Source organism: Rhizobium bangladeshense, assembly GCF_001662075.1.
GTDB classification, from domain to species: domain Bacteria; phylum Pseudomonadota; class Alphaproteobacteria; order Rhizobiales; family Rhizobiaceae; genus Rhizobium; species Rhizobium bangladeshense_B.
The window spans coordinates 174,567-197,291 of the sequence record NZ_LYPL01000007.1 but is presented as its reverse complement, the minus strand read 5'-3'; the positions used below and the strand labels follow the sequence as shown (position 1 = coordinate 197,291).

The 22,725-nt window shown below is 61.2% G+C and carries 22 protein-coding genes; 8 read left to right on the top strand and 14 right to left on the bottom strand.

Annotation, left to right across the window (positions count from 1 at the left end; translation table 11 throughout):
* The first annotated feature begins 240 nt into the window (after positions 1 to 240).
* A complete protein-coding gene (locus A7X77_RS16315; RefSeq protein WP_003543790.1) occupies positions 241 to 396 on the top strand; it encodes a DUF3309 family protein in 156 nt (51 codons plus the stop codon).
* Positions 397 to 422: 26 nt separating this feature from the next.
* Positions 423 to 683 carry a YMGG-like glycine zipper-containing protein gene (locus A7X77_RS16310; protein ID WP_010029962.1) on the top strand — a complete coding sequence of 87 codons (261 nt, stop codon included), beginning with the start codon at positions 423 to 425 and terminating at the stop codon, positions 681 to 683.
* Positions 684 to 861: 178 nt separating this feature from the next.
* On the opposite strand, the gene A7X77_RS16305 is transcribed toward A7X77_RS16310, so the two are convergent.
* A complete protein-coding gene (locus A7X77_RS16305) occupies positions 862 to 1,587 on the bottom strand; it encodes a beta-ketoacyl-ACP reductase (RefSeq protein ID WP_064683899.1) in 726 nt (241 codons plus the stop codon).
* Between the two features lie 71 nt (positions 1,588 to 1,658).
* Positions 1,659 to 2,840 carry an acetyl-CoA C-acetyltransferase gene (locus tag A7X77_RS16300; protein WP_064683898.1) on the bottom strand — a complete coding sequence of 394 codons (1,182 nt, stop codon included), beginning with the start codon at positions 2,838 to 2,840 and terminating at the stop codon, positions 1,659 to 1,661.
* Between the two features lie 238 nt (positions 2,841 to 3,078).
* Here A7X77_RS16300 and phaR point away from each other — a divergent pair, with 238 nt between their 5' ends.
* Entirely contained in the window at positions 3,079 to 3,654 is a 576-nt protein-coding gene (gene phaR / locus A7X77_RS16295; RefSeq protein ID WP_064683897.1) for a polyhydroxyalkanoate synthesis repressor PhaR, read from the top strand.
* On the opposite strand, the gene A7X77_RS16290 is transcribed toward phaR, so the two are convergent.
* The 5 genes from A7X77_RS16290 to mtgA form a co-directional block, all read right to left on the bottom strand.
* Positions 3,649 to 4,056 carry a hypothetical protein gene (locus tag A7X77_RS16290; protein ID WP_064683896.1) on the bottom strand — a complete coding sequence of 136 codons (408 nt, stop codon included), beginning with the start codon at positions 4,054 to 4,056 and terminating at the stop codon, positions 3,649 to 3,651. The genes phaR and A7X77_RS16290 overlap by 6 nt on opposite strands.
* Positions 4,057 to 4,203: 147 nt before the next feature.
* A complete protein-coding gene (gene rpmF / locus A7X77_RS16285; RefSeq protein ID WP_003543812.1) occupies positions 4,204 to 4,389 on the bottom strand; it encodes a 50S ribosomal protein L32 in 186 nt (61 codons plus the stop codon).
* 156 nt (positions 4,390 to 4,545) lie between these two features.
* A complete protein-coding gene (locus A7X77_RS16280) occupies positions 4,546 to 5,193 on the bottom strand; it encodes a glutathione S-transferase family protein (RefSeq protein WP_064683895.1) in 648 nt (215 codons plus the stop codon).
* 9 nt (positions 5,194 to 5,202) lie between these two features.
* On the bottom strand, positions 5,203 to 5,877 hold the full coding sequence (locus tag A7X77_RS16275) for a DUF1868 domain-containing protein (protein ID WP_064683894.1): 675 nt from the start codon (positions 5,875 to 5,877) through the stop codon (positions 5,203 to 5,205).
* Positions 5,878 to 5,972: 95 nt separating this feature from the next.
* Positions 5,973 to 6,710 carry a monofunctional biosynthetic peptidoglycan transglycosylase gene (mtgA, locus tag A7X77_RS16270; protein ID WP_197486849.1) on the bottom strand — a complete coding sequence of 246 codons (738 nt, stop codon included), beginning with the start codon at positions 6,708 to 6,710 and terminating at the stop codon, positions 5,973 to 5,975.
* Positions 6,711 to 6,847: 137 nt separating this feature from the next.
* Here mtgA and A7X77_RS16265 point away from each other — a divergent pair, with 137 nt between their 5' ends.
* Positions 6,848 to 7,762, top strand: a complete 915-nt coding sequence (locus A7X77_RS16265; RefSeq protein WP_064683991.1) for a polyprenyl synthetase family protein — start codon at positions 6,848 to 6,850, stop codon at positions 7,760 to 7,762.
* Positions 7,763 to 7,770: 8 nt separating this feature from the next.
* Here A7X77_RS16265 and hisC read toward each other — a convergent pair whose 3' ends face one another.
* The 4 genes from hisC to A7X77_RS16245 all read right to left on the bottom strand — a co-directional run bounded on the left by hisC (position 7,771) and on the right by A7X77_RS16245 (position 12,326).
* Positions 7,771 to 8,832 (bottom strand): histidinol-phosphate transaminase, encoded by a 1,062-nt coding sequence (hisC, locus tag A7X77_RS16260; RefSeq protein ID WP_064683893.1) that lies wholly within the window; start codon positions 8,830 to 8,832, stop codon positions 7,771 to 7,773.
* A 16-nt stretch (positions 8,833 to 8,848) separates the two neighbouring features.
* Positions 8,849 to 10,099: a flavodoxin-dependent (E)-4-hydroxy-3-methylbut-2-enyl-diphosphate synthase gene (gene ispG / locus A7X77_RS16255; RefSeq protein WP_064683892.1), complete on the bottom strand. Its 1,251-nt coding sequence runs from the start codon at positions 10,097 to 10,099 to the stop codon at positions 8,849 to 8,851.
* Positions 10,100 to 10,291: 192 nt separating this feature from the next.
* Entirely contained in the window at positions 10,292 to 11,485 is a 1,194-nt protein-coding gene (locus A7X77_RS16250; RefSeq protein WP_064683891.1) for an MFS transporter, read from the bottom strand.
* Positions 11,486 to 11,549: 64 nt separating this feature from the next.
* Positions 11,550 to 12,326, bottom strand: coding sequence for a DeoR/GlpR family DNA-binding transcription regulator (locus A7X77_RS16245; RefSeq protein ID WP_064683890.1), 777 nt, complete (start codon positions 12,324 to 12,326; stop codon positions 11,550 to 11,552).
* A gap of 297 nt (positions 12,327 to 12,623) precedes the next feature.
* Here A7X77_RS16245 and A7X77_RS16240 point away from each other — a divergent pair, with 297 nt between their 5' ends.
* From A7X77_RS16240 to A7X77_RS16230, 3 genes are all read left to right on the top strand, one after another.
* Positions 12,624 to 13,397 (top strand): amino acid ABC transporter substrate-binding protein, encoded by a 774-nt coding sequence (locus A7X77_RS16240; protein WP_064683889.1) that lies wholly within the window; start codon positions 12,624 to 12,626, stop codon positions 13,395 to 13,397.
* A 216-nt stretch (positions 13,398 to 13,613) separates the two neighbouring features.
* Positions 13,614 to 14,294 (top strand): amino acid ABC transporter permease, encoded by a 681-nt coding sequence (locus tag A7X77_RS16235; protein ID WP_064683888.1) that lies wholly within the window; start codon positions 13,614 to 13,616, stop codon positions 14,292 to 14,294.
* Positions 14,291 to 15,052 (top strand): amino acid ABC transporter ATP-binding protein, encoded by a 762-nt coding sequence (locus A7X77_RS16230; RefSeq protein ID WP_064683887.1) that lies wholly within the window; start codon positions 14,291 to 14,293, stop codon positions 15,050 to 15,052. Before A7X77_RS16235 ends, A7X77_RS16230 begins: the two co-directional genes overlap by 4 nt.
* Before the next feature lie 42 nt (positions 15,053 to 15,094).
* Here A7X77_RS16230 and A7X77_RS16225 read toward each other — a convergent pair whose 3' ends face one another.
* From A7X77_RS16225 to A7X77_RS16215, 3 genes are all read right to left on the bottom strand, one after another.
* A complete protein-coding gene (locus A7X77_RS16225; RefSeq protein ID WP_064683886.1) occupies positions 15,095 to 15,667 on the bottom strand; it encodes an NADPH-dependent FMN reductase in 573 nt (190 codons plus the stop codon).
* A 186-nt stretch (positions 15,668 to 15,853) separates the two neighbouring features.
* Positions 15,854 to 19,318 (bottom strand): pyruvate carboxylase, encoded by a 3,465-nt coding sequence (gene pyc, locus A7X77_RS16220; RefSeq protein ID WP_064683885.1) that lies wholly within the window; start codon positions 19,316 to 19,318, stop codon positions 15,854 to 15,856.
* A 174-nt stretch (positions 19,319 to 19,492) separates the two neighbouring features.
* A complete protein-coding gene (locus tag A7X77_RS16215; protein ID WP_064683990.1) occupies positions 19,493 to 20,242 on the bottom strand; it encodes a LuxR family transcriptional regulator in 750 nt (249 codons plus the stop codon).
* Between the two features lie 389 nt (positions 20,243 to 20,631).
* Between A7X77_RS16215 and A7X77_RS16210 the strand changes: the two genes are divergently transcribed.
* Complete coding sequence (locus tag A7X77_RS16210) at positions 20,632 to 22,395, top strand: glucan ABC transporter ATP-binding protein/ permease (RefSeq protein ID WP_064683884.1); 1,764 nt, start codon at positions 20,632 to 20,634, stop codon at positions 22,393 to 22,395.
* The last annotated feature ends 330 nt before the right edge of the window (positions 22,396 to 22,725 follow it).

Below are 22,725 nucleotides of genomic sequence, written 5' to 3'. Positions count from 1 at the left end.
GATCGATCAAAAACGGAACGAATCACCGACGAATCGGCGACATTGCAAACTTCCCGTTTTGTTCACAGCAACATATTGTATTTAAATGTCTTTTTAACCATATCGACAATTTACCGGGGAAGACGAATCGCAAACCATGAATCGCGTCGCATCACAATTCGCGCGCTCAACCGGGAACAAAAATCGCCAATGCGTGTTTCTTGTCCATTCAGATTGCGGATGAAATGAAGGAAACACACCATGCTTGGCACGATACTTCTCGTTATCCTCATTCTGCTCTTGATCGGAGCCCTGCCGAATTGGGGTTATAGCCGTGGCTGGGGCTATGGACCTTCCGGCGGTTTGGGGCTAGTTCTCGTCATTATCATTATCCTTGTACTAATGGGCCGCATCTAAAGCCCGACAACCTGGGGAGTTACGACATGATGAAGAAGATTGTTCTCGTTGGCGCGCTTGTAGGCGCTCTCGCATCCTGCACGGCGACCGAGCAGGGCACGGCGATCGGAGCCGGCACCGGTGCGGTCATCGGCGGCGCAGTCACCAACAGCTGGGGTGGTGCCGCTGTCGGCGCCGTTGCCGGCGGTCTTACCGGCGCTCTGATCGGCCAGTCGGTCGAACGCCGCGGCTACTGCATCTATCGCGACCGCTACGGCCGCCGCTACGAGGCCCGCTGCCGCTACTGACCGGCAAGCTCATATCGGACTTCCCCAACGGGCGCTTCGGCGCCCGTTTTTCTTTGCCGGCCGCAGCCGTCAGCTCCCCGGCGGCATGTCGGACAGAAAAGGAGCGCATCCAGCCGGATGCGCTCCTTTTTCAGTCCACATGATCATTTCGAAATCGAATTCGATGCTCGCAAATGAGCTAGACGAAGAACTGCCCGCCATTGGCCGTCAGCGTCGAGCCGGTAATGAAACCGGCATCGTCGGAGACGAGGAAGGTGACGCAACGGGCGATCTCTTCCGGCTCGCCGAGACGGCCGACGGGAATCTGGGGAATGATCCGTTCGTTCAGCACTTTCTCCGGCACGGCAAGCACCATTTCCGTTCCGATGTAACCGGGGCAGATGGCGTTGACGGTGATGTTTTTCGCCGCCCCTTCCTGGGCAAGCGCCTTGGTAAAGCCGAGATCGCCGGCCTTGGCGGCCGAATAGTTCGCCTGGCCCATCTGGCCCTTCTGGCCGTTGATCGAGGAGATGTTGACGATGCGCCCGAAGCTACGGTCGCGCATGCCGGTCCAGACCTGATGCGTCATGTTGAACAGGCCAGTGAGATTGGTATTGATCACCTCGTGCCACTGCTGCGGCGTCATTTTATGGAACATTGCATCGCGGGTGATGCCGGCATTGTTGACGAGAATCTCGACCGGACCGATCTCGCTTTCAACCTTGGCGATCCCTTCACCGCAGGCGGCGTAGTCCGAAACGTCCCACTTGAATACGGCAACGCCGGTGACCTCGTGGAAGGCTCTGGCCTTCTCGTCATTGCCGGCATAAGTCGCCGCAACTCTGTATCCGGCGTTTTTCAGCGCCATGGATATGGCTGCGCCGATGCCGCGTGTACCTCCGGTGACCAGAGCCACTCTGCTCATGTTCCGCTCCCCTTGTGTTTTCGCCCGCGCGTGGCGGGATTTCAATCAATGACGGATCGTATCGTATTCTATTAAAATGCCTCGAAGCACATCGCGACGCCCATGCCGCCGCCGATGCAAAGCGTGGCCAGGCCCTTCTTCGCACCGCGGCGCTTCATTTCGAACAACAGCGTGTTGAGAACACGCGCGCCGGAAGCGCCGATCGGGTGGCCGATCGCAATCGCCCCGCCATTGACGTTGACGATGGCCGGATCCCATCCGAGATCCTTGGTGACGGCGCAGGCTTGCGCCGCAAAAGCCTCGTTGGCTTCGACGAGATCGAGATCGCCGACCGACCAGCCGGCCTTTTCGAGCGCCTTGCGGGACGCCGGGATCGGGCCGGTGCCCATGATCGAAGGATCGACGCCCGCCGTTGCCCAGGAAACGATGCGGGCGAGCGGCTGGATGCCACGGCGGACCGCTTCGGCCTCGCTCATCAGCACCGCGGCGGCGGCTCCGTCGTTGAGACCGGAGGCATTTGCAGCCGTCACCGTGCCGTCCTTGTCGAAGGCCGGACGCAGCTTGCCCATCGCCTCCAGCGTGGCGCCGTGACGGATATATTCGTCGGCGTCGACGGTCACGTCGCCCTTACGCGTCTGGATGACATAAGGGATAATCTCATCGGTAAAGCGGCCGGCTTTCTGGGCGGCTTCCGCCTTGTTCTGCGAAGCGACGGCGAACTGATCCTGGTCGTCGCGCGAAAGCTGCCATTGGCGCGCAATATTTTCGGCGGTGATGCCCATGTGATAACCGTGGAAGGCATCGGTCAGGCCGTCCTTGATCATCGTGTCGACCATCTTCGCGTCGCCCATCTTGACGCCGCCGCGCAAATGCACGGCATGCGGCGCCATCGACATGGATTCCTGGCCGCCGGCAACGATGATCCTGGCATCGCCGGTGGCGATCTGCTGCATGCCGAGCGCGACGGCGCGCAGGCCCGAGCCGCAGAGCTGGTTGACGCCCCAGGCCGTCGCTTCCTTGGGTATACCGGCCTTGATCGCCGCCTGGCGGGCCGGGTTCTGGCCCTCGCCGGCGGCCAGCACCTGGCCGAGGATCACCTCGTCGACTTCGCCGGCTTCGACGCCGGCGCGCGCGAGCGCACCCTTGATGACGGCCGCACCGAGTTCATGGGCGGGGACCGTTGCGAAAGCGCCGTTAAACGAACCGACTGCGGTTCGACCTGCGCTGGCGATGACGACGGATGAATTGCTCATGGGGAGGCTCCTCGTTTTTCGTCCCACTTACATAAGGGGAAACTGGCAAAGCTTTGAGCACAAGTCAAACGCGAAGACCGGCCGCCGGCATTTTTCGGCGACAGCCCGAAAAGCCAATTCGTATGATCTGTTAAAGGTTTGCCGCAACGCACAAAGAGATTGTCACCGGCCTTCTTTTGCGTTTACAGTCTGAGGTGGAGGAACATCCATAAATCAGACGGGGGTTCAGGAGACTGATATGGCGAAGAATGAGGGTCAGATAGTCATCAAGAAATACGCCAATCGCCGCCTGTACAATACAGGCACCAGCACCTATGTGACGCTGGAAGATCTGGCGGAGATGGTCAAGAAGGGCGAGGATTTTACCGTCCAGGATGCAAAAAGCGGAGATGACATCACCCATTCGGTGCTGACCCAGATCATCTTCGAACAGGAATCGAAGACCGGCAACACACTGCTCCCGATCTCCTTCCTGCGCCAGCTCATCACCTATTACGGCGACCAGATGCAGATGGTCGTGCCGAGCTTTCTCGAACATTCGATGCGCGCCTTTAGCGAACAGCAGGCCCAGATGCGCGAGCAGGTGAACCGCGCCTTTGGCGAAACGCCGCTCGGCAAGAACCTGCAATTGCCGATGCAGATGGTAGAGGACCAGGTTCGCCGCAATACGGAGCTGTTTCAGCAGGCAATGCAGATGTTCTCGCCTTTCATGAACCCGCCGGCGGCCAAGGAAAGCCGCAAGGCCGAGGCCAAGGATATCGACGAGCTGAAGGAACAGCTCCGCGCCCTTCAGAACAAGCTCGATAACCTATAAGCCGATCGAGACGTCCCGCCCGGCGCTTCGGATCGAAACGGCAAAACCGCCGATCACATCGATCAGAGCGATCGTCATCAGTATGAAGAATACCTGCGTCGCAGCATCCTGGACGAGCAGAAACTCGACCAGGAAGGCGATGAACACCAGCATCGACAAGATGTGGTTCATGAGGTTGCCGGGGCCGTTTCTGCTTGCCTTCAGGATTTCGAAGAAGAGCACGACGAGCGCTATGACGATGAAGAGATCACCGAGCGCCATGCTCCAGATCGCGCCCGAGAGCATGGACAGCACAATGATGTCGTGCTGCAGCGCTGCAATGCCGCCGTCGCCCATCAGGCCGAGCATCGCCAGATTGTAAAGAATAAACGGGATAATCATCAGCGGCATGGCGGCTATCATCGGCACTCTCTCCTTGGCGACCGGAAGAATACTGCCGTAAACCGTTGCTCCACCGCAAGTCATTGCAAATATTATATCGCCGAAATGCAAAAGGCCGGCGTGACGCCGGCCTTTGAAACTTTCGATCGGACAAGCCGAATCGGAAAATTATGCGCTTTCCTTCGGCGTCAGAACCTGGCGGCCACGATACATGCCGGTCTTCAGGTCGATGTGATGCGGGCGGCGCAGTTCGCCGGAATTCTTGTCTTCGACATAGGTCGGAGCCTTCAGCGCATCAGCCGAACGGCGCATGCCGCGCTTGGACGGGCTCGTTTTTCTCTTCGGTACAGCCATTTCTCTTACTCCACTTGCGGGCAAAACATTCCCCACGGCCAGACTGGCGGCCGAAACGGACATGTCGCGATTTCGGAAATTTTGCGCGCTTATACATGCAAGGGGCGGCCTTGACCAGTCCCCACGAATATTTTTTGCGAGGCGATGATTCCTGCCTCAGACTTCGTCTTCCGCCACGATCCACCGCTCGGCGCGGGCCCCCTCTTCCCATTTGCGCCAGGCCCGATGCGCCTTCATCGTCGTCATATAGGCGAGCGTGTCGTCCCGATCGACGAGGTCATAGATGTCGAACCGGTTGACGACAGGCGCAAACATCGCATCCGCTCCGCTGAAGGCACCGAAAAGAAACGGTCCGCCGGATTTCTGCAGGAGGTCGCGCCAGATCGTCTCGATACGGCTGATATCGGCGTTGACACCATCCGGCAAGACGATCTTGGCCTTCGGCCGGCGGATATTCATCGGGCAGGAGCCGCGCAGGGCCCGGAAGCTCGACAGCATTTCCATCGAAACCGAACGGGCGAGCGCCCGCGCAGCGCGATCCCTCGGCAGAAGGCCGGCTTCGGGATGAAGCTCGGCGGCATATTCGATGATCGCCAGCGATTCCCAGATCTTCAATGCGCCGTGCTGCAGGACCGGCACATTGCCGCTTGGCGAGATGGCCTTGATGTCGGGATTGCCGCCGGGATAGTCGAAGGGGATCAGGACTTCCTCGAAGTCGATGCCGCCGCCCGTCAGCGCCATCCAGGCCCGGAACGACCAGGAGGAATAATTCTTGTTGGCGATGTAGAGCGTCGGTCTGTCCATGGGCTTCTCCTATTCAGCGTGGAAATCAAAGATCAGCAGTTCGTGGAAATGGTTCATGTCCTCGTAGACGCAGAATGCCGGCGGCATCAGCTCGAAAACAGGGATTTTGCGGCGAATATCCTCGACCACCTCGTCAAGCATCGCCTGCCAGCGCGGCAAGGCTTCGTCCTCCAGCCATTCGATCGGATAGGCGAAGGTGATGTGGAACGTGTAGTCCGCATGGTTCTGCTGGGGATAGCCGAACAGATCGGCGAAGGCATCGCGCCAGGCGCGCATGATCCTGCGGTCCTTCTCCGTCGCGCCGTCGACCAGCAAACCTGAAGGACGTGCTCCGGCGATGGCGACCCTGAAAGGCTCGGCCATCGAAAAACCTTCGAGCCGGGCCGCCAGCAGCGCGGTCATGTCGTCGATGGGCGTTTCGAGAGGAAGATCGGCCGGCCAGCGATCCTGCCGCCGCATGGTCTCGATGACGCCGTCGAAGAGCGTCATGTGAAGGCTGGAGATCGGCGTGAAGAGGAATTGCGGCGCCTCGGGCATCGTCACCGGGTGGCAAACGATGGTGTTGCCGGCCTCCGGCAGGAACCCGCCGACCTTGCGATAACGGCTACCGAGATGGGGGGGCGGGCTGGGATTGTGCCTCTTCGAATAAAGGAGAAGCTCGGGAGAAAAGGTCATGGCGGTCATGGGCGACTCAAGGGCTCCTGCTGGACTGAATCGCCCATATGGCAGAACCAAGAATGTCAGATGACGCTTGCCGCTTCTAACGATAAGTTCTGATCTCAATCATAGATGCATTTGACGTAATCGCCGGAACCCTGCGCACGCCTCTCGATCACGCCGGCCAGCCGACGAAGGCCGCGTCCTGGTTTGCCGGCATTGCGGTCGATCGGGTTCGGCAGCGATACGGCAAGCAGCGATGCCTGCCGCCGCGTCAGCTTCGAGGCCGGCACCTTGAAATGATGCTGGGCTGCCGCCTCGACGCCGTAAATACCGGGACCCCATTCGGCGATGTTGAGATAAATTTCCATCAGCCGCCGTTTCGACAGCACGAAATCCGTGGAGACCGCGAGCGGAAGCTCCATCGCTTTGCGTACGAAGGAACGGCTGTTCCAGAGAAAGAGATTCTTGGCCGTCTGCATCGGGATGGTACTGCCGCCGCGCGTTGCCTGGCCTTTCAGCGTATCCACAACCAGCATGCGCATCTCGGCCCAGTCGACGCCGCCATGGAAGCAATATTGCCCGTCCTCGGACATCATCACCGACTGCACCAGGACCGGAGAGATCTCGTCCAGCGAGACCCATCTGCGGTCATAACCGCGCAACAGCACGAGATCCCGCAGCATCAGCGTCGAGACCGGGTGGATGAAGGGCAGCAGATACAAAAAGATCAGCACGTAGGGAAGGACGACCAGCGCCAACAGGGCAAGAACGATGCGCTTCAGCACAGGCCGATTTTCGAACCATCGCCGACGGGCCGGCATGTCGGCGATATCCTCTGTCTCCGGCGCTATATCCAAAATGTCCCCAGTCCACTTCGCTCCCCTGTCGTTCTCATAACGCCTGCGAGGCGCTTATGCCAGAGCGCATGGGAAATCTTGCGGCGACCATCGACAATTCCGTTGCAAGCCCCCTTGCCCCATGCCAAACAGCGCCGATGGACGCGAACCGGGACACTTTCGAGACGAGGCTGAAGAACAACGCCCGCGAGATCGAGGCGCTGCTCGTCGCATTGCTGTCGCCGAACGCCCTCTCCGACGAAATCGCCAGGCCCGAGACCCTGCGCAGCGCCATGCACTATGCCGTGTTGAACGGCGGCAAGCGGCTGCGTCCCCTCCTGGTCGTCGAAAGTGCCGCTCTTCTCGGCGGCGATGCGCAGGCCGCCCTTCGTATCGGCGCCGCGCTCGAATGCGTGCATTGTTATTCCCTCGTGCATGACGATCTGCCGGCCATGGACGACGACGACATGCGCCGCGGCAAACCGACGGTGCACATCAAGTTCGATGAAGCCACCGCGATCCTCGCCGGCGACAGCCTGCTGACCTACGCCTTCGATATTGTCGCAGCACCGCAAACGGCACTTCCCGATGCCAGCAAGGCATCGCTGGTTCTGGCTCTTGCGCGCGCCGCCGGTCTCGGCGGCATGGCCGGCGGCCAGGCGCTCGATCTGGCGGCGGAAAGACAGGCTCCTGACGAGGCCGGCATTATCCGCCTGCAGGCGATGAAAACGGGCGCGCTGATCCGCTTCGGCTGCGAGGCAGGCGCCATCATCGCGGGAAGCCCGCAGGACGATCGCCGTCGCCTGCGCGCGTTCGGCGAAAAGATCGGCCTTGCCTTCCAGCTCGCCGACGACATTCTCGACCTGACCTCGGATGCCGCAACCATGGGCAAGGCGACCGGCAAGGATGCGGCCCGAGGCAAGGGAACGCTCGTGGCGCTGCATGGCATGGACTGGGCCGAGACCGAGCTCCGCCGGCATGTCGCCGACGCCGAGGCGCTGCTGGCTCCCTACGGCGCCCGCGCATCGACCCTCATCGCCGCGGCGCATTTCATCGCCGACCGGAAAAACTAACTGACTGATCAGGCCGACAATATTTCCTTGAGAGCGAACACCAGACGGGCGCATTCCTCATCCGTGCCGATGCTGATGCGCAGGAATTCCGAAATGCGCGGCTTGGCGAAATGCCGGACGAGGACGCCGCGCTCGCGCAGCGCCGTTTGAAGCGCGGCACCCGGCCGGCTAACGTGCCTCGCGAAAACGAAATTCGCCTGAGACGGCAGCACTTGGAACTTCAGCGCTTCGAGTTCCCGGACGAGGCCGTCCCGGCTGGCGATGAGCTTCTTCCGGCACGTCTCGAACCACGCCTCGTCCTTGATCGCCGCCGCCGCGGCGACCTGCGCCAGGCGATCGAGCGGATAGGAGTTGAAGCTGTCCTTGACGCGCACCAGCGCCTCGATCAGCTCCCGCTGCCCCAGCGCAATACCGACGCGCAGACCCGCAAGCGAGCGGGATTTCGACAAGGTCTGAATGACAAGCAGATTGGGATATCTGGAAATGAGCGGGACAGCGCTTTCACCCCCGAAATCGACATAGGCCTCGTCGATCGCCACGACCGCATCCGGATGGGCGGCGACAAGCGCTTCGATGTCGGCACGCGGCAGGCCGATGCCGGTCGGCGCATTCGGATTGGCGATGATAATCGCGCCGCACGGCCTGTCGTAACCCCCCGGCCGGATCCGCAACCCGTCGTCGACGGGCACTTCGATCGTTTCGACGTCGTATAGCAGGCTATAGGCTGGATAGAACGGATAGCAGACATCCGGATAGAGAAGCGGCAGCTCGTGTTTCAGCAGCGCCTGAAACGTATGAGCGAGCACCTCGTCGGAGCCGTTGCCGACGAAGACTTCATCTTTTTCCAGACCGAAACGGGCGGCGATCGCCTCGCGCAGTTCCGTCGCAGTCGGATCGGGATAGAGCCGCAGACGATCGTCCGCCGCTTGCCGGATCGCCTCAAGCGCCGTCGGAGACGGCCCGTAGGGATTCTCGTTGGTGTTAAGCTTGATCAGGCCGGGAATGCGTGGCTGCTCCCCCGCGACATATGGCCGAAGCTTGCTGACAATGGGAGACCAGTACCGGCTCATCCAAACACGCCGGTCTTCATTCCGCCGCTGTCCGCTGGCCGAAGCGCTTCTCGATATAATCGACGACAAGTGCTTCGAAATCAGCGGCGATATTGGGGCCGCGCAGCGTCAGCGCCTTCTTGCCGTCGATGAAAACGGGTGCGGCCGGCGTCTCGCCGGTGCCGGGAAGCGAAATGCCGATATCGGCGTGCTTGCTTTCGCCCGGTCCGTTGACGATGCAGCCCATGACGGCGACATTCAGCGCTTCGACGCCGGGATATTTATCGCGCCAGACCGGCATGTTCTTGCGGATATCGTTCTGGATGTTCTGGGCCAATTCCTGAAACACCGTTGACGTCGTGCGCCCGCAGCCCGGACAGGCGGCAACGACAGGCACGAACTGGCGGAAGCCCATAACCTGCAGGATTTCCTGCGCCACCTGGACTTCACGCGTACGGTCGCCGTTCGGCTCGGGCGTCAACGACACGCGGATCGTATCGCCGATGCCATGCTGCAGCACGAAGCCCATCGCCGCCGACGAGGCGACGATGCCCTTGCTGCCCATGCCGGCTTCGGTGAGGCCGAGATGCAGCGCATGGTTGGAGCGCTCGGCGAGCATGGAATTGACGGCGATCAGATCCTGCACCTGGCTGACCTTGGCCGAGAGGATGATGCGGTTGCGCGGCAGGCCGATTTCCTCGGCAAGCGCCGCCGACAGCAGCGCCGACTGCACGATCGCCTCGCGCGTCACCTGCCGGGCCGAGAGCGGCGAGCCGGCTGCAGCGTTCTCATCCATCAGCGCCGTCAACAGGTCCTGATCGAGCGAGCCCCAGTTGACGCCGATGCGCACCGGCTTGTCGTAGCGGATCGCCATCTCGATGATCTCGGCGAACTGCTTGTCCTTCTTGTCCTTGAAACCGACATTGCCGGGATTGATGCGGTATTTCGCCAGCGCCTCGGCGCAGGCCGGGTGATCGGCGAGCAGCTTGTGACCGATATAGTGGAAGTCGCCGATCAGCGGCACGTCCATGCCGAGCCGCAGCAGCCGCTCACGGATCTTCGGCACGGCAGCCGCACTCTCGTCGCGGTCGACGGTGATGCGCACCAGCTCCGAGCCTGCCCGGTGGAGGGCCGCGACCTGGGCGACGGTCGAATCGATATCCGCCGTATCGGTGTTCGTCATGGATTGCACGACGATCGGCGCGCCGCCGCCGACGATGACGCCGCCGACATCGACGGCAACGGAAGCGCGGCGCGGTTTCGGATCAAAATCGGCGGCTGACAACATCGGAAGCTCTTGCACCCCTAGGCATGTCAGTGCGCAGCGGTTTTGCGATGACGACATGCGTAAAACAAAGTTCCAAAGCACGGCAAGCGAATCTGAAAAGATTGCGCCGCGATTTAGAAATGGTGCCTTTCAGGTGGATCATGACCGCTTTCTTGTCAACCGCCCCCTATATCACTTTTGTTTGGAGGCGGCTCAATGGCCGCCCCCGGAAACTCCGTCGGCATAATGGGCCAGCTTCGAAAACGCGAGAACGAACAGCAGCAGCACCGGCAGCGCCATAAAGACTACGGCAAAGCCGATATGTTCAGCAACGAAACCGATCAGCGACGGCGCGACGAGCATGCCGGAATAGCCCATCGTCGTCACGACGGAGATGCCGATGCCGGGTTTGAGGCCGGGAATATTGCCTGCCGCCGAGAAAGCGATCGGCACCATGTTGGAAATGCCGATGCCGCAAAGGGCAAAACCCAGGATGGCGATCTCGGCGTCCGGCGCAAGGCCAGCAAGCAACATGCCGATGATGGCAAAGAGCGTGCAGATGCGTAGCGTCTTGACGCCTCCGAGGCGATCGCGCACCAGATCGCCGGCGAAGCGCATGATCGCCATGGTCGCCGAAAAGGCTGCGAAACCGAGACCCGAAAGGGCGACCGACGCATCCATTTCCTGCCGGAGGTAGAGCGCGCCCCAATCCAGAACCGCGCCTTCCGGCACCATGGAGAACAGCGCCATCAAGCCGAGCAGCCACGGCAGCGGTACCATCGGCAGCCTCGTCTTCTCCTTCTTGGCGTCGGGATGGGGTTGATCGGCAAGGATCATCGGCCAGGCGACGGCAACGAAGATCGCCGCCAGTACGGTCGCCAGCTGGGCATGGCCGAGAATGCCGAGCTTGGCGATGACAATGCCGCCGAGGCCGGAGCCGATCAAGCCGCCGAGGCTCCAAAAGGCGTGGCAGGACGACATGATGGCGCGGCGCATGGATTTTTCGACAGAGACGGCGTTGGCATTCATCGCCACGTCCATGGCGCCGATGAAGCCACCGAAAAGGAAGAGCGAGATAGCCGCGGTGATCACGTTCGGGGCGAGCGTCAAAGCCAGGAGCAGCGGCAGCACGCAAACGGCGGTTGCCCGAACGACGACACGCGAGCCATGTTTGGCGATCTGCGCGCCGGCGATCGGCATCATGACCAGCGACCCAACACCGAAGACGATGATCATAAGCCCGAGCTCGAACTTGCTCAGACCGAGACGATCGGCAAAATCCGGGATTTTCGGCGCCCAGCAGCCGACGACGAAGCCGTTCATGAGAAAGAGCAGGGAAACCGCCGCCCTGCTTCTGGTGATGAAGCCGCTCCTGGCTCCCCGCTCTGCACTCACATGACTGTCCATTTCTCGGTCTTTCCTCGTTGCCGGGTTTGCGCGCCCGGTTTTTCTAAACTCTATGACAGCGGTCTCAGTTCGTTTGCTCGGCGATGACGGTCCTGCAGCCGCGCGCGCGGTAGCCGGCAAGGACGGCCGGGTCAGCGTCGTGCTCGACAACCAGGCATTCGCAATGCGCCATCGGCAGGATGCTGTGGGGGGCGGCGGTGCCGAATTTCTCCGAGGTCGCGGCCACCAGGACTCTTCTGCTTTTCGACGTGGCGAACCGTTTGAACTCCGCATCCTCGAAGCCGAACGCGGTGATGCCGGCCTCGAGATCGACGCCGCAGGCGCCGAGAATACAGAGATCCGGCGATATCTGTCCCATATCCCGCAGCGCCTTGGCGCCGAGCGACCCGCCGGTCTGCCGATCCACCATGCCGCCGATCAGGATGACGTTGACGGCGGGCTTGTCGATCAGCACCGCGGCGATCGCCGGCGCATTGGTCGCAGCCGTCAGTTCGAGATCGGCCGGCAAGGCATTAGCAATCGCCAGATTGGTGCTGCCGGCATCGAAGAACACCGTCAGACCGGCCGCGATCTGCTTTGCCGCGGCCCGTGCCAGTGCCTGCTTCCGGTCGGCGGCAAGGCCGATGCGCTGCGTCAGGCTTCCATAGGCCGGCGCGACCGGCAAGGCGCCGCCATAGACCCGCTCGCAGAGTCCCGCCGCCGCCATCTCGCGAAGGTCGCGCCGCACCGTATCTTCGGAGACGCCGAATTCGAGCGCAAGTTCCGCTGCCAGCACACGGCCGTTCAGCCGCAGCCTCTCGGAAATCACACCTTGGCGCTCTCGCAACAGAAAATCCTGCATGTTCGTTCCTACCGGATCGAAAATTGAATCGTCCAAAACGTGCATAAACGCTTACGATCGTGCATGCAACATGCACAGTCACACGTTTTCTGACCTATTGAAATAAAGCCCTACCAACGAAGGGCAAAAGGGCATGGTCCAGGCAATTCGAGGCCCGATCGGCCGCTTGAGAAAAATATTTGCACTTGCTGCTTTTATTCGCAGTTTTCTTCGCTTCCGACGCCCTAATTTTCTGCGAACTATGCCGCATCCGATCACAACCTCCCAAGGATGGATAGAACAAGGATGGATAGAACAATGAACTGGTTGAAAACCCTCGCCGCCGCTGCCCTCGTTCAGGCTGCGGCCCTCCTGCCCGCCCATGCCGGCGAAAACCTTGCCGCGATCAAATCGGCAGGCGTCTTCAAGATCGGTACCGAAGGCACCTATGCGCCCTTCACCTATCATGACGAAAGCGGCAAGCTCGTCGGCTTCGACGTCGAGATCGGCGAAGCGATCGCCGCAAAGCTCGGCGTCAAGGCCGAGTTTGTCGAAGGGAAGTGGGATGGCCTGATCGCCGGCCTCGATGCCAAGCGCTACGACACCGTCATCAACCAGGTCGGCATCACCGAAGCCCGCAAGCAGAAATACGATTTCTCCGAACCCTATATCGCTTCCAAGGCCGTGCTGATCGTCCGTGACGACGATGACAGCATCAAGACCTTCGCCGATCTGAAGGGCAAGAAATCCGCACAGTCGCTGACCAGCAACTTCGGCAAGATCGCGACCGAAGCCGGCGCAGAACTCGTCGGCACCGACGGTTTCGACCAGTCGATCCAGCTCGTGCTGACCAAGCGCGCCGATGCAACGATCAACGACAGCCTCTCCTTCCTCGACTTCAAGAAGCACAAGCCGGATGCGCCGGTGAAGATCGCCGCCGAGCAGGAAAATGCCGATTACTCCGGCATCATCATCCGCAAGGGCGAGCCGGAACTGCTCGCCGCAATCAACAAGGCGCTCGCCGACATCAAGGCCGACGGCACTTACAAGAAGATCGCCGACAAGTATTTCGGCCAGGACGTTTCGAAGTAAGCTCCGTTCAAGAAAAGTCCCCTCCCCAACCCCTCCCCACAAGGGGGAGGGGCTTTGGTGGCGCAGCGCCTCGTTCCAAAATAAACGTCTCGACTTGCAGCTCGGTCGCTATTTCGTGAGGGGCGGGAGCTAGATTAAGTCCCTCCCCCTTGTGGGGAGGGGTTGGGGAGGGGTATTCCGAGATATCACCACCCAATCCATGAGAGGGAATATCCCTTGCCGCACTGGCTCCAACTGATGGCGGAATCGCTTCCCTCGCTGCTCTGGGCGGGGTTGATCTTCACCATCCCCCTCACACTGCTCTCCTTCGCCTTCGGCCTGATCCTCGGCCTGGTCACGGCGATCGCCCGCCTCTTCGGTCCGGCACCTCTCGCGGTCATCGCCCGTTTCTATGTCTGGGTCATCCGTGGCACACCGCTGCTGGTGCAACTCTTCGTCATCTTCTACGGCCTGCCGAGCATCGGCATCCTGCTTGACGCCTTTCCCGCCGCCCTCATCGGCTTTACACTGAACATCGGCGCTTACAGCTCCGAGATCATCCGCGCCGTCATCTCCTCCGTGCCCAAGGGCCAGTGGGAAGCGGCCTATTCGATCGGCATGAGCTGGCGTCAGGCGATGAGCCGGACGATCCTGCCGCAGGCCGGCCGCGTCGCCGTGCCACCGCTGTCGAACACCTTCATCTCGCTGGTCAAGGACACCTCGCTTGCCGCCGCCATCACCGTGCCGGAGCTCTTCCAGGCCGCGCAGCGCATCGTCGCCACCACCTACGAGCCACTGATCCTCTATATCGAGGCGGCGCTGATCTATCTCGTCCTCAGCTCCATCCTCTCGCAGCTGCAGGTGCGGCTGGAACGTCGTTTCGCGCGTTATGGCGGCATGCTGGAGGCAAACGCATGATCGAGCTTTCCAACATCGAGAAGCGCTTCGGCGATGCCGTCATTTTGAAGGATATCAGCATCCGCATTCCCGAGGGCAGCGTCACGGCGCTGGTCGGGCCGTCCGGCGGTGGCAAGAGCACGCTCTTGCGCTGCATCAACCTGCTCGAGATCCCGACATCAGGCACGATCCGCCTTGGTGAGGAGACGTTGAGCTTCGCGCCCGGCAAACGTGTCGGCTGGCAGGCGATCCAGAAGATCCGCCGTCAGACCGGCATGGTGTTCCAGAATTTCCAGCTCTTTCCGCATCAGACCGCGATCGAAAACGTCATGGAAGGTTTGGTCACGGTGCTGAAGTGGCCGAAGGAGAAGGCGCGCGAACACGCCATGGAACTGCTGACCAAGGTCGGCATGGCGCACAAAGCCGATGCCTGGCCTTCGACCTTATCGGGTGGTCAGCAGCAGCGTGTGGCAATCGCCCGGGCCCTTGCGCCGTCGCCGCGCGTGCTTCTGTGTGACGAGCCGACCTCGGCGCTTGATCCGGAACTGTCGGCGGAAGTGGTCGATGTGCTGGGCCAGCTGGCCCGGGAAGGCACGACGATGGTCATGGCTACGCACGATCTCCGGCTTGCCTCGAAAATCGCCAATGACGTCGTCTTCCTGGAAGCCGGCAGCGTGGTGGAAACGGGCAGCGCCAGAGCGATCTTCACCGCGCCTGAGCGCGAACGCACCAAGCGGTTCATCTCGACGATCAACGCGGCGCATACCTACGATATTTAAAACGGTGCCGGGCTATCGCCCCCGGCACCGCCGGCATATCGATCAAGCGGCCGTGACGACGGCGCGCGCGGCCTTCAATGCATTGCCCCACCAGATGAGCTGATCGAGCTGGTTCTTCGCCGCCTCGTTGAGGTGCGGGTAATCGCCAAGGCTCTTGCCTTCCTTGAGCACGCTCAGATATTCGCTGAAGGCGATGTGCACGCCTGTTTTCACCGAGGCTGCGCCCATTTCCACAAAGATCAGGCGAAGCTGCTCGACGGCGCGCGCGCCGCCGACGCCGCCGTAACCGACGAAGGCGACCGGCTTGTGGATGAACTCGCCGAGATCGATCGCGTTCTTCAGAACCGCCGTTGGAGCATGATTGTACTCGGCGACAGTGAATATGTAGCCGTCAAATTCGCGCAGCTTCTTCTTCCAGCCCTCGGCGGTGTCGCTTTCCGCCGTGGTGGCGCGCTCTTCGCCAAAGAAATGCATGGGATAGTCGAGAAGATCGAGAACCTCGACTTCCAGATCGGAGCGTTGGCCGACGAGCCCGGCGATCCACTTGGCCGGATGTTCGGCGAAACGGCCAATACGCGTGCTGCCGACGATGACGGCAATCTTCAACTTGTTCATGGAGAGGATTTCCTGGTTGTTCTTGGGGCGGATAATACGACCTCAAGTCTATGAGAAAGCCTCCGCGCCGGGCAAGGCGAGGAGGCCGTAAACGCTTCGAAAAAACAGCTTTCCGACAGCCCGATCACACACAATCGGGTGATTGGCCGAAGCAGCCGGCCAATTGAGCAAGCCTTTCGGCAAGGCTCAACCGGCATAGACGACAAGCAGGTCCTTGGCATCGATCTGGTCGCCGGCCTTGACCAGGATTTCGGCAATGGTTCCATCCTTTTCCGCATGAATCGCCGTTTCCATCTTCATCGCCTCGATGGAGACGAGCACGTCACCGGCGCTGACGGCCTGGCCGGATGAGGCGAAGACGCGGCTGATGACGCCGGGCATCGGCGCGCCGACATGGGCGCCATTGCCGGGTTCGGCCTTGCGGCGCACGGCCGCACCCGTCGCCCCATGCGCCCGGTCCGGCACCTTGATGCGGCGCGGCTGGCCGTTGAGCTCGAAGAAGACGGTGACCATGCCCTGGCTGTCGGTGGCGCTCATCGCCTGATTGACGATAACGAGCGTCTTGCCCTTTTCGATATCGGCAAACAGTTCCTCTCCGTCGGCCAGCCCGTAGAAATAAGCCGGCGTCGGCAGCACCGAAACCGGGCCATAGGTATCGGAAGCGAGCGCAAAGTCGGTGAAGACCTTCGGATACATCAGGTAGGAGGCGAACTCGAAATCGCTGACCTCGCGCTCCAGCTTGGTCTCGATGGCCTTGCGCTCGGCATCGAGATCGGCTTCCTTCAGCAGCGAGCCGGGACGCACCGTGTAGGGCTTTTCGCCCTTCAGCGCCTTCTTCTGCAGCGCTGCCGGCCATCCCGACGGCGGCTGGCCGAGATCGCCCTTCAGCATCGAGACCACCGATTCCGGGAAGGAGACCTCGCGCTCGGGGCTGACGACATCGGCGACCGTCAGGTCCTGGCTGACCATCATCAGCGCCATGTCGCCGACGACCTTGGAGGAGGGCGTCACCTTGACGATATCGCCGAACATCTGGTTGGCGTCGGCATAGGCCTGCGCCACCTGGTGCCAGCGGGTTTCCAGCCCCAGCGAGCGGGCCTGCTCCTTGAGGTTGGTGAACTGGCCGCCTGGCATTTCATGCAGATAGACTTCAGAAGCCGGCCCCTTAAGGTCGCTTTCGAAGGCGGCATACTGATTGCGCACCGCTTCCCAATAGAAAGAGATGCGGCGGATCCATTCCGGGTCGAGGCCGGGATCGCGCTCGGAGCCGGAAAGCGCCTCGACGATCGAGCCGAGACAGGGCTGCGAGGTATTGCCGGAAAGCGCATCCATCGCCGCATCGACGGCATCGACACCGGCTTCGACGGCGGCAAGAACAGTCGCGGCCGCAATGCCCGACGTGTCGTGCGTGTGGAAGTGGATCGGCAGGCCGGTCGCCTCGCGCAGCGCCTTAAACAGCACCTTCGCCGCGGCCGGCTTCAAGAGACCCGCCATATCCTTGACTGCGATGATATGGGCGCCGGCCTTTTCGAGTTCGACGGCAAGATCCGTATAGTATTTCAGGTCGTATTTCGGGCGGGAGGAATTGAGGATATCGCCGGTGTAGCAGATCGCCGCCTCGCAGAGCTTGTTCTCCTCGGCAATCGCATCCATCGACACCCGCATATTCTCGACCCAGTTCAGGCAGTCGAAGACACGGAAGAGATCGATGCCGCCCCGGGCCGCCTGGCGGACGAAGTACTTCACCACGTTATCAGGATAGTTGGTGTAGCCGACGCCGTTGGCGCCGCGCAGCAGCATCTGCAGGAGCAGGTTCGGCGCGCCCTCGCGGATCAGCGCCAGCCGCTCCCACGGATCTTCGGTGAGGAAGCGCATCGAGACGTCGAAGGTCGCGCCGCCCCAGCATTCGAGCGACAGAAGGTTCGGCAGCGCATGCGCATAGGTGCCGGCGATCCTGGCGATGTCATAGGTGCGCATACGGGTGGCGAGCAGCGACTGATGGCCGTCGCGCATCGTCGTATCGGTCAGAAGCACGCGCTTCTCGTTGCGCATCCATTCGCCGAACTTCTTCGGGCCGAGCGTGTCGAGCAGCTGCTTGGTGCCGTCCTTGACGCCATTGCCGTTGGCATAGGGCACCACCGGCCTGGCGGCATTTTCGAGCGGCTTCGGTCTGTCCTTGGCCTCGGGATGGCCGTTGACGGTGACGTCGGCGAGGTAGGTCAAGAGCTTCGTTGCGCGATCCTGACGCTTGACCTGCTGGAAGAGCTCCGGCGTCGTGTCGATGAAGCGGGTGGTGTAGCTGTTGTCGCGGAATTTCGGGTGGCCGATGATCGCTTCGAGGAAGGTCAGGTTGGTGGCGACGCCGCGGATGCGGAATTCGCGCAGCGCCCGGTCCATGCGGCTGATCGCTTCGGAAGGGTTCGGCGCCCAAGCCGTCACCTTGACGAGCAGCGGATCGTAATAGCGGGTGATGATGGCGCCGGAATAGGAGGTGCCGCCGTCAAGGCGGATGCCGAAGCCGGAAGCGGAGCGATAGGCGGTGATGCGGCCGTAATCCGGAATGAAGTTATGTTCCGGATCTTCGGTGGTGATGCGGCACTGCAGCGCATGGCCGTTGAGACGGATGTCGGCCTGGGCGGGAACGCCCGATTCCGGCGTGCCGATCGCAGCCCCATCAAGGATATGGATCTGCGCCTTGACGATATCGATGCCGGTGACGACTTCGGTCACCGTATGCTCGACCTGGATACGCGGATTGACCTCGATGAAGTAGAATTTGCCAGTATCGGCATCCATCAGATATTCGACGGTGCCGGCGCCGATATAATTTGTCGCCGCTGCGATCTTCAGCGAATAGGCGGCGAGCTCCTGGCGCTGCGCCTCGGAAAGATAGGGTGCCGGTGCACGCTCGACGACCTTCTGGTTGCGGCGCTGGATCGAGCAGTCGCGCTCGAAGAGATGCACGACATTGCCATGCGTATCGCCGAGGACCTGGCTCTCGACATGGCGGGCGCGCTCGACCAGCTTTTCCAGATAGACCTCGTCCTTGCCGAAGGCCGCCATCGCCTCGCGCTTGGCCTCCGTCACTTCGCGGGCGAGATCCTTCGGATCGCGGATCGCGCGCATGCCGCGCCCGCCGCCACCCCAGGAAGCCTTCAGCATGACGGGATAACCGATCTCTTCGGCCATCTTCGCCACTTCGGCCATATCGTCCGGCAACGGTTCGGTTGCCGGCACGACGGGCACGCCGACCGAGATCGCCAGATTGCGCGCCGCAACCTTGTTGCCGAGCTGGCGCATCGTATCGGCCTTCGGGCCGATGAAGATGATGCCGGCCTTGTTGCAGGCATCGACGAATTCCGGGCTTTCCGACAAGAGACCGTAACCGGGGTGGATGGCGTCGGCGCCCGAAAGCTTGGCGACCCGGATCACCTCGTCGATCGACAAATAGCTTTCGATCGGCCCGAGATCGCGGGGAAGATGCGGACCGCGCCCGACTTGATAGCTCTCATCCGCCTTAAAGCGATGCAGCGCCAGCTTGTCCTCTTCTGCCCAGATCGCCACCGTTTTTATTCCAAGCTCGTTGGCCGCGCGGAACACGCGGATGGCTATTTCAGAGCGATTGGCAACGAGTATCTTGGAAATGGGCAAAACGGTCTCCTCCGTCGTTCAGACGCGGGCATGCTGCACCCGCGAAGAAAATTCTTAACTTCTTGTCAGAAGAAGTTCAATTTCTCTTGCGACTGCGAAATGCAATTTCTCGCCATGCGAAGACACGTCGACTGCCAGTATGCAGCGATTTGGACGAAATGGATAAGGAAAAGCTCAGCTTATCAGGCCATGGCGGAAAGCAAGCGCCACCGCCTGTTGCCTGTTCTTCGCCTTGAGCTTGTTCTGCAGGCCGTTCATATACCAATCGACAGTGTGGTTCGAGATCTTCAGCATCTTGCTGATCTCCATCGACGTCATGCCGTCGGCGAGATAGTGCAGGATTTCCATCTCGCGCCGCGTCAGCGGCGTCTCGGCCGGCAGCACCGCCTCCAGCGCCTCGGCCTCGCCGGTCAGCTCGAGCAAGCGCCAGAAGGTCTTGCGCGCCACGGCCTCGAGCAAGGCGATCTCTACCGGCGACAATTCGATCGGTCTGCCGCCGAGACTGAGGCTGCCGAGAATGCCGTTGCGCCCGTGGATCGGAAAGAGATAGCCGTCCTCCAATCCGTGGCCGAAGGCATCGACCATCATCTGCTCCATGCGGCGCCGATGCGCGTCGCCGTTGAACGCCGCCATACTCTCCCGCCAGCGGAACGGGCGTTGTGCATGGGTGAGATAGCGCACCATCGGATCGATCCGGACATATTTTTTCGCGGCATATATCCGCAGCCATTGTTCCGGCCAGCGGCCGGCGAGCGGCGCGGCCCGCAGTTCCTGCTGCGCCGGACTTTGGTGCAAATGGCGCAGCAGACCGTAATACTCGAAGCCGGAAAGGTGGAGGACCTGCTCGAGCTCGGCGACGACGGCATCCGGATCGGAGCATTCTTCCAAAATAACAAGCAATTGAATTAACGAATTAATATTCACAAAAGCGCCCTTTGTCCGGACCCCCAAAATCCGCATCGAGGCCGTTGGCGGCATTCTCATCTTGGTCGCGGAACGGTCTTCTTCGAAAAATGCAGTCTCTATTTAATGCTGTGCTAAACATTTATTAAAATGCAAGCGCAAATTGTTACGGGATATAAGGTGCCCGCAATTCCCGCGCTAGACCCTGATAACGAAAAATGTGAGTGCCTCGCCACCCGAGCCGCTGCTCTATGCTGTTGATGCCGCTTCGGATTAGCCGCAAGCCGCGAAAGTCGGCCAGGTTGATTAACCCTCGGATGAACTCTGAATACTCCGTTAATCGCCGGTTCAGGTAGCCTTTCGTAGCATCGCACCATTCCCGTTTTTCGCAGATGCACAAGAGGTTAGACGTGTCGCTATTCAAGGTCTATGCAAGAGCTCTGCGCTATCTTGGCGCCTACAAGCTCCGCGTATCCCTGGTCGTTATCGCCAATATTGTTCTGGCGACCATCACCATTGCGGAACCAATCCTGTTCGGTCGCATCATCGATGCGATCTCAGGCAAGGGTGAAGTCAAGCCCATCCTGTTCATGTGGGCGGGCTTCGCCGTGTTCAACACCATCGCCTTTGTCCTGGTGTCGCGCGAAGCCGATCGGCTTGCCCATGGGCGGCGGGCCACGTTGCTGACGGAGGCTTTCGGCCGGATCATATCCATGCCGCTCGCCTGGCACCACCAGCGCGGCACCTCCAACGCGCTGCATACGCTGCTGCGCGCCTGCGAGACGCTGTTCGGCCTCTGGCTGGAATTCATGCGCAACCATCTGTCGACGGTCATCGCGCTTGCCCTGCTAGTGCCGACGGCAATATCGATGGACCTGCGCCTATCGGCCGTCCTCATCGTGCTCGGCATTGCCTACTGGCTGATCGGTCGTGTGGTCATGAGCCGTACCAAGGATGGCCAGGCTTCGGTCGAGAACCACTACCATACCGTCTTCTCGCATGTCAGCGACTCGATCAGCAACGTGTCCGTTCTGCATAGCTACAACCGCATCGAGGCCGAAACCAAGGCGTTGAAATCCTTCGCCGACCGGCTGCTCGAAGCCCAGTATCCGGTGCTCGACTGGTGGGCAATCGCCAGTGCGCTGAACCGCATGGCCTCGACCATCGCAATGATGGTTGTCCTGATCATCGGCACGATGCTCGTTCAGTCCGGCCAGCTGCGCGTCGGTGACGTCATTGCCTTCATCGGCTTTGCCAACCTGCTGATTGCCCGCCTCGACCTGATGCGTCAATTCGCCACGCAGATCTTCGAGGCCCGTTCCAAGCTGCAGGACTTCTACACGCTCGAAGATTCGGTGCGCGAACGCGAAGAGCCGGCCGGCAACGGCGAGATCAAGAGCGTCAAGGGTGCGGTCGAATTCCGCGACGTCTCCTTCGGCTTCGGCAACAGCTCGCAGGGTCTGCACAATGTCTCCTTCTCGGTGAAGGCCGGCCAGACGGTTGCCATCGTCGGCCCGACCGGCGCCGGCAAGACGACCCTGGTCAACCTGCTGCAGCGCGTTTACGACCCGCAGGGTGGTCAGATCCTCGTCGACGGCACCGATATCACCAAAGTGACCCGGAAGTCGCTGCGTCGCCATATCGCCACCGTCTTCCAGGATGCCGGCCTGCTGAACCGTTCGATCAGCGACAATATCCGCCTCGGCCGCGAGGGTGCCAGCGAGGAGGAAATGCGCCGTGCGGCCGAAGCCGCCGCCGCCGCCGACTTCATCGAAACCCGCAAGGACCGTTACGATACGCATGTCGGCGAACGCGGCAATAAGCTCTCCGGCGGCGAGCGCCAGCGCATCGCGATCGCCCGCGCCATCCTCAAGGACGCGCCGATCCTGGTGCTCGACGAGGCGACCTCGGCGCTCGACGTCGAGACCGAAGCGCGCGTCAAGGCCGCGATCGACAACCTGCGTGAGAACCGCACCACCTTCATCATCGCCCACCGTCTATCGACGGTACGCGAAGCCGATATGGTCCTCTTCCTGGACAACGGCCGCGTCGCCGAGCAGGGCAGCTTCGATGAGCTCAGCCACAGCAACGGCCGCTTCGCCGCCCTGCTGCGCGCCAGCGGTATCCTGACGGACGACGAAGTCCGCAAGGCCCACGCCACCGAAGCCGCCTGATCGGTCGGGTTTCAAAACAAAGGCCGGAAGGATAGCTCCTTCCGGCCTTTTTCTTTGGCGGAGTAAGGTCAGTCCAATTCCTCTGTGTACCATGGGCCCCCTCTGCCCTACCGGGCTTCTCCCAACAGGTGGGGAGATCGGCTGGGCCCACTGCCTTCCCCAAACAGCAAACGAACCTGTATTCCGCACGGCGGCGGAAAGGGGCTACGCGGCCAACTTTTTGCCAATCTCCCAACTGTGGGGGAGATACCCGGCAGGGCAAAGGGGGGCACCACACGCCGCCGTTCCAAGCCGAAGCCCGATTGACCACCCTGCCGATCTTCCTACCTT